The following is a 6,883-nucleotide window of genomic DNA, read 5'->3' on the forward strand; positions in this document are numbered from 1 at the left end:
TGAATGTATGCGAATTTTAGTGACGGGTGGCGCGGGGTTTATTGGTAGTGCGGTGGTGCGCTTCCTGCTGAGGGAAACCGGCAACAGCGTGCTGAATGTGGACGCGCTGACCTATGCGGGCAACCTGGCGTCGATCCCGCTGGTGGCCGGCGGCGGCGCCATGAGTCAGAACCGCTATCAGTTTGCCCGGGTGGATATCCGCAACCGGCAATTACTGGAGCATTGCTTTGCGGAGTTCCAGCCGGATGCGGTGATGCACCTGGCGGCGGAAACCCATGTGGACCGCTCCATCGACGGACCGGCGGAATTTGTCAGTGCCAATGTAAGTGGCACCTGTACCCTGCTGGAAGTGACGCGCAGTTACTGGAATGGTCTGGATGTGGAGGCGCGGCAGAAGTTTCGTTTCCACCATGTATCCACCGATGAGGTCTTCGGCGACCTGGGCTCGGAGGGGTATTTCACGGAAACGACTCGCTACGACCCGAGCTCGCCCTATTCCGCCAGCAAGGCTGCGAGCGATCACCTGGTGCGGGCCTGGCACCGAACCTTCGGATTGCCGGTGGTGTTGAGTAACTGTTCCAACAATTACGGCCCCTACCAGTTCCCGGAGAAACTCATCCCTCTCACCATCACCAATGCCTTAGCAGGTGAACCGCTGCGGGTTTACGGCGATGGCAGTCAGGTACGCGACTGGCTTTACGTGGAAGACCATGCCCGCGCACTGTACCGGGTGCTGACCCGTGGAGAGGTGGGCGAGACCTACAACATTGGCGGCCACTGTGAGCGCCGCAACCTGGATGTAGTTACCCGCATCTGTGACATCCTCGAACAGGTCACATCGCACCGGCCGTTCGGGATAAACCGTTATCGCGACCTGATCTGTTTCGTCACCGACCGCCCCGGTCATGACCGCCGCTATGCCATCGACGCCAGCAAGATCGCCCGTGAACTCTTCTGGACCCCGGCGGAAACCTTCGAGACTGGCCTCTACAAGACGGTGCTCTGGTACCTGGAGAACGAGGCCTGGTGGCGCCGTACCGGCACGCCCGTCTATGCCGGTGAGCGTCTCGGCGTCAGCCCGGTGAGCGAGGAGGTGCGCGGATGAAAGGGATCATTCTCGCCGGTGGCAGCGGCACGCGCCTGCACCCGATTACCTGGGGTGTGTGCAAGCAACTGTTGCCGGTCTACGACAAGCCGATGATCTATTACCCGCTGACCACCCTGATGCTGGCGGGCATACGCGACGTGCTGGTGATCTCGACCCCGGACGATACCCCGCGCTTTGCGCAGATGCTGGGTGACGGCAGCCGCTGGGGCATTAACCTGCAGTATGCGGTGCAGCCGTCGCCGGACGGGCTGGCCCAGGCATTCATCATCGGCGAGGAGTTTATCGATGGTGATGCCTGCGCGCTGGTGCTGGGGGATAACCTCTTCTTCGGCCAGGGACTGACGGCCACGCTGGAGCGGGCGTCACAGCAGGAGCACGGGGCCACGGTATTTGCCTATCCGGTCAAGGATCCGCACCGCTTCGGCGTGGTGTCATTCGACGATTCTGGCCGCGCCATCGATATTCAGGAAAAACCGGAGTACCCGGCTTCCCGCTATGCGGTCACCGGCCTGTATTTCTACGACGACAAGGTTGTGGACCTGGCAAAGGAAGTGAAGCCCTCGCACCGGGGCGAACTGGAAATCACTGACCTGAACCGCTTCTACCTGGACAACGGCGAGCTGAACGTGGAGATCCTCGGCCGTGGCGCCGCCTGGCTGGATACCGGTACCCACGATTCGCTGCTGGAGGCGAGCCAGTTCGTGCAGGCCATCGAACATCGCCAGAGCCTCAAAGTCGCCTGCCCGGAGGAAGTGGCCTGGCGCCGTGGCTGGATCGACCGCGACCAGCTGCAGTCGCTGGCGCTGCCGCTGATGAAAAGCGGTTACGGCAAATACCTCGTCGATCTCCTGGAATACTGATGGGGTAGGGGTGTCATGGAGATCATCGAGACGGCACTGACCGGCGTAAAAATCGTGGAACCCCAGGTCTTCGGCGACGAGCGGGGCTTTTTCGTCGAAACCTGGCAGCTGGCCCGTTACAAGCGCGCCCTGGCACTGAGTGCCGGGCTGGAATTCGTGCAGGACAACCACTCCCGCTCTGCCCAGGGGGTGTTGCGCGGGTTGCATTTCCAGGCGCGCTGCCCACAGGGCAAGCTGGTGCGCGCGGTGCGCGGCGAAATCTACGATGTGGTGGCGGATATCGATCCGCTCTCGGTGACCTATGGTCAGTGGGTTGGCGTGCACCTGAGTGAGGACAACCACCGGCAATTGTGGATACCGCCGGGCTATGCACACGGATTCCAGGTGCTCTCGGCGTCAGCGGACGTCGAGTACAAATGTACCGACTATTATGTACCGACAGATCAGTGCGGGGTGGCGTGGGATGACCCGCAGTTGGCGATCACGTGGCCCATTGCCGCGCCGGTTCTCTCCGAACAGGACGCTGCCTGGCCGACGCTTGAAAAACTTAAGAACGAAAACAGGGAGCGTGCAACGCCGTGAAGATCCTTCTCTTTGGTGCCAGTGGCCAGGTGGGCCGCGCCTGCCGGGATGCCTTGAAACAACCCGGCTGGGACCTGACAGCTCTGTCCCGCAAGCGGGCCGATTTCTCCTGCCCGGAACAGGTGACTGCCTGCGTGCAGCGTTCACGCCCGGATGTGGTGGTGAACGCGGCCGCATTCACGGATGTGGAGGGCGCCGAGAAGACCCCCGACATGGCTTCCATGGTCAACGGCGAGTGCGTCGGTTCTCTGGCGGCGATCTGTGCCGCCATGGATATCCCGGTGATCCACCTGTCAACGGACTTTGTCTTCAATGGCCAGGGTTCACGGGCCTACCGGGAAGATGACCCGGTCAACCCGATCAACAGCTATGGCGCCAGCAAGCTGAAAGGTGAGCGCCTGCTCCGCGCCGTACACCCGCGCTATATCTGCCTGCGCACCAGCTGGGTCTTCAGTGGACGGCCGGGTAATTTCCTCACCACCATGCTGCGGGTCGGTGCCCAGCGGACGACGGTCAGTGTGGTGGGTGACCAGGTGGGATGCCCGACCTATGCCGGCGATATCGCCGCCACCATTGCCGAACTGGTGCAGCGCTATGAAGAGTTCGGCGACCTGCCCTGGGGGCTTTACCACTGCAGCTCGCCGGAGCCCTGCAGCCGCTATGAGTTTGCCCGCCACATCTTCGCCGAAGCGGAAGAGGCGGGCCTGCTGGACCCGGCGCCCTGGGTCAAGAAAATCAGTAGCTACCAGTTCCCGACTCTGGCCGCGCGACCGGCCTATTCCGCGTTGGACAGCAGCAAGCTGACGGAGGCCCTGGGTCATCCGTTGCCGCACTGGAACCGGGGTATCCGCCAGGTCTGCCAGGCGCTGGCCAACCGGGCGGTGCCGTCGGAGTCGCCAACGTTGCTGAATTGAGCGGGTGGCTGGGTGTCCAGGGTGGGCAAATGCCCCGGGATCCGGGGCCTTCCAGAGGGGTGGTCAAAAAATAGGCTGTCAGTTGTAGCCGAACCTGTTAGACTGCGCGGCCTTTTGACCCCCCGCCGCACCTGGCCCCAGCCGATTGTTCGTGGGCCCCACTGCAGCCTCAAGTGAATTCCGAAATGACCGATACTCCCGAGCCGATTGGCTTCGACCAGCTCAACCTGCCTGCCGAAATCCTCAGTGCCATCCAGAAACTGGGCTACGAGACCCCTTCGCCGATCCAGGCCCAGACCATTCCCTCGCTGCTGGACGGCCGCGATGTGCTGGGCCAGGCCCAGACCGGCACCGGCAAGACCGCGGCCTTTGCGCTGCCGATGCTGGCGCAGCTGGATCTGAGCAATAAGCGGCCCCAGGCGCTGGTGCTGGCGCCAACCCGGGAGCTGGCGATCCAGGTGGCGGAGGCCTGTCAGTCCTACGCCCAGAACCTGAAGGGTTTCCATGTGGCGCCGATCTACGGTGGAGCGGACTACCGCGGCCAGATCAAGCAGTTGCAGCGCGGTGTGCAGCTGGTGGTGGGTACCCCGGGCCGGGTCATGGACCATATGCGTCGCGGCAGCCTGGACCTTTCCAACCTGAAGACACTGGTACTGGATGAAGCCGACGAAATGCTGCGCATGGGCTTTATCGACGATGTGCAGTGGGTGCTGGAGCAGTTGCCGGAGCAGCGCCAGATCGCGCTCTTCTCCGCCACCATGCCGCGGGAAATTGCACGTATTGCCCGCGATCACCTGCAGGATCCGGTTGAGGTCAAGATCAAGGTCAAGACCGAGACTGCCGAGACCATCCGCCAGCGCTACTGGCCGGTGGGTGGTCTGCACAAGCTGGATGCACTGACCCGTATCCTGGAAGCGGAGCCGGTGGATGCCACCATCATCTTCGTGCGCACCAAGAACAGTACCGTGGAGCTGGCCGACAAGCTGGCTGCACGCGGCTTTGCCAGTGCGGCCCTGAACGGTGACATGGCGCAGAACCTGCGCGAGCAGGTGATCGAGAAGCTGAAGGGCGGCAAGCTGGATATCGTGGTGGCTACCGACGTGGCGGCGCGCGGCCTGGATGTGAAGCGCATCAGCCACGTCATCAACTACGACATTCCTTACGACACCGAAGCCTATATCCACCGCATCGGCCGCACCGGCCGCGCCGGCCGCGAGGGCGATGCCATCCTGTTCGTGGCGCCCCGCGAGCGCCGTATGCTGCGCGTTATCGAGAAGGCGACCAAGAAGCCGATCGAGCAGCTGGAACTGCCCAGCGCCAAGGCTGTGAACTCTGCCCGGATGCAGCGCTTCCGCGAGCGCATCACCAGCACACTGGAAGGCTCCATTGACCTGGCACCCTACCGCGAACTGGTGGAGGAATACCTGTCCCTGACCGAGACGGATCCCCTGCAGGTAGCTGCGGCCCTGGCCGCCATGGCCCAGGGTGACCAGCCGCTGTTTATCAAGGAGCAGGAGCCGAAACCGCGCCGCGAGCGCGACGACAGCTTCGAACCGCGCCAGCGCAAGCAGGGTGGTTACGAGAAAGACAAGAAGATGCCTGCGCCGGACGAGGGCATGGAGCGCTACCGTATCGAGGTGGGCCGTGAGCACGGGGTGCGTCCGGGCAACATCGTTGGTGCCATCGCCAATGAAGTGGAGCTGGACAGCTCCTACATTGGCCGCATCGAGATCTACCCGGAATTCACCACGGTCGATCTGCCCGAGGGCATGCCGAAGGAAATCTTCCAGCACCTGAAAGCCGTGCGGGTTTCTGGTCGTGTGCTGAATATTTCCCGCTTCGAAGAAGGGAAGGGCGGCCAGCCCCCGAAAGGCGGCAAGCGCAAGCCCCCCCGCTCCGGTCCCGGCAAGGGCGGCCCGGGGAAACCCGGGGCAGGTAAGCCGAGGCACCGCAAAGTGAAGCGCGGCGAGTAAGCAAAAAAACGGGTGAGAGATCACCCGTTTTTTTATGGCTGGATTTTGTTGCTAGCCCACTGTCGTCAACCCGGGCTTGATCCCGGGATACAGTTGCGGAGTGGGTGCGAGGTTCAGTGGTCGATGGATACCGGCCTGCGCCGGCATGACGGCAGGGGGATGCCCGACATCAGTGCGCCCCAACACCCACCGTCGTCACCCCGGGCTCAATCCGGGGTCCAGCTGTCGAGAGGCAAATAGCCTCAGTGGTCGATGGATACCGGCCTGCGCCGGTATGACGATTGGGAGTTACCTAATGTCCTCTTACCGGGACCCGCAGGGCGGGCGCACCGGCGCCATGTGATCCGGGTTCGTCATGGATGGTTTTTAGCTGCGTTCTCGGCCCGGCAGCATCCGCCGCAGGGTCGCATCCTTTTCGACAAAGTGGTGCCACAGTGACGCGGCGACGTGCAGGCAGATCAGCACCAGCAGGATATTCCACACCAGCTCTTTGTGCAGGAAGGCCAGCTGCTTGGCAACATCCCGGTTCTGCTCGACAACACTGGGAATATCGAACAACCAGAAGATGGTGGTATCCGAACCGGCGAACTGCTTCATGCTGAGGCCGAGGATCGGCATCGCAAACAGCAGAAAATAGAAGGTGGCGTGAGTGATCTGCCCCAGAGTGCGCTCCCAGGGCTTGCCCAGCATTTCCGGCCTGGGGTGGGTGCTGCGCCAGTACAGGCGCAGGGCGATCAGCAGCAGGATCGAGAAGCCGATGGAAAAGTGCAGGGTCTTCCACCACTCCCGCATGGGGTCACCCTTTTCATAAAACTCATGCAGTTCCACCGAGCCCCAGGCACAGAGCACCAGAATAGCGATGAGCCAGTGCAGGCCTTTACTGATCGGGTTCCATTGCGAATTGGTGCCAGGCATCACTCTCTCCCTGTTTTATAACGATAAATAAAAATTGTTCTTGTTTTAATGCCAGCTGTTTTCTCTGAACGCTGGATGCACCGCTACGGTTTACCAGTGAATCGACCTATTCTGCGCAGTTTTTCTGGCACCGTCCACCAGGGCGGTGGGCTGGGAGGTAAGCATGATCCCCAGTGATTTCTGGGAGTGGCTTCTGGATGCCGGCCTGCGCCGGCATGACGACAAGGGGATGCCCGACATCAGTGCGCCCCAACAGCCACCGTCGTCATCCCGGACTTGATCCGGGGTCCAGTTGCGAAGTGGTTGCGAGGCTCAGTGGTCGATGGATACCGGCCTGCGCCGGTATGACGACGGGGGGATTTGTCCACGGTCGTCATCCCGGACTTGATCCGGGATCCAGATACCACCGTGCGGGAGCTACTTCAGTACTTCGTATAAAACGCAGAACTGGATACCGGCCTGCGCCGGCATGACGACAAGGGGATGCCCGACATCAGTGCGCCCCAACAGCCACCGTCGTCATCCCGGACT

6 protein-coding genes are annotated in these 6,883 nt (G+C 62.1%); 5 read left to right on the forward strand and 1 reads right to left on the reverse strand.

The features are described from left to right. Positions 1-7 precede the first annotated feature (7 nt). From rfbB to LVD12_RS08860, 5 genes are all read left to right on the forward strand, one after another. Positions 8-1,105 carry a dTDP-glucose 4,6-dehydratase gene (rfbB, locus tag LVD12_RS08840; RefSeq protein WP_237067332.1) on the forward strand — a complete coding sequence of 366 codons (1,098 nt, stop codon included), beginning with the start codon at positions 8-10 and terminating at the stop codon, positions 1,103-1,105. Continuing rightward, complete coding sequence (gene rfbA, locus LVD12_RS08845; RefSeq protein WP_237067333.1) at positions 1,102-1,968, forward strand: glucose-1-phosphate thymidylyltransferase RfbA; 867 nt, start codon at positions 1,102-1,104, stop codon at positions 1,966-1,968. The genes rfbB and rfbA overlap by 4 nt, the downstream gene beginning before the upstream one ends. Before the next feature lie 15 nt (positions 1,969-1,983). Then, positions 1,984-2,550 (forward strand): dTDP-4-dehydrorhamnose 3,5-epimerase, encoded by a 567-nt coding sequence (gene rfbC / locus LVD12_RS08850; protein ID WP_237067334.1) that lies wholly within the window; start codon positions 1,984-1,986, stop codon positions 2,548-2,550. Then, the gene (gene rfbD, locus LVD12_RS08855; RefSeq protein WP_237067335.1) at positions 2,547-3,464 is read left to right on the forward strand and encodes a dTDP-4-dehydrorhamnose reductase; all 918 of its coding nucleotides are present in this window, start codon (positions 2,547-2,549) and stop codon (positions 3,462-3,464) included. Before rfbC ends, rfbD begins: the two co-directional genes overlap by 4 nt. A 185-nt stretch (positions 3,465-3,649) precedes the next feature. Further along, positions 3,650-5,437, forward strand: coding sequence for a DEAD/DEAH box helicase (locus LVD12_RS08860; RefSeq protein ID WP_237067336.1), 1,788 nt, complete (start codon positions 3,650-3,652; stop codon positions 5,435-5,437). A 366-nt stretch (positions 5,438-5,803) separates the two neighbouring features. On the opposite strand, the gene LVD12_RS08865 is transcribed toward LVD12_RS08860, so the two are convergent. Beyond that, on the reverse strand, positions 5,804-6,352 hold the full coding sequence (locus LVD12_RS08865) for a cytochrome b (RefSeq protein WP_237067337.1): 549 nt from the start codon (positions 6,350-6,352) through the stop codon (positions 5,804-5,806). Between the last annotated feature and the right edge of the window lie 531 nt (positions 6,353-6,883).

The organism is Microbulbifer guangxiensis (assembly GCF_021729075.1).
Classification (GTDB): domain Bacteria; phylum Pseudomonadota; class Gammaproteobacteria; order Pseudomonadales; family Cellvibrionaceae; genus Microbulbifer; species Microbulbifer guangxiensis.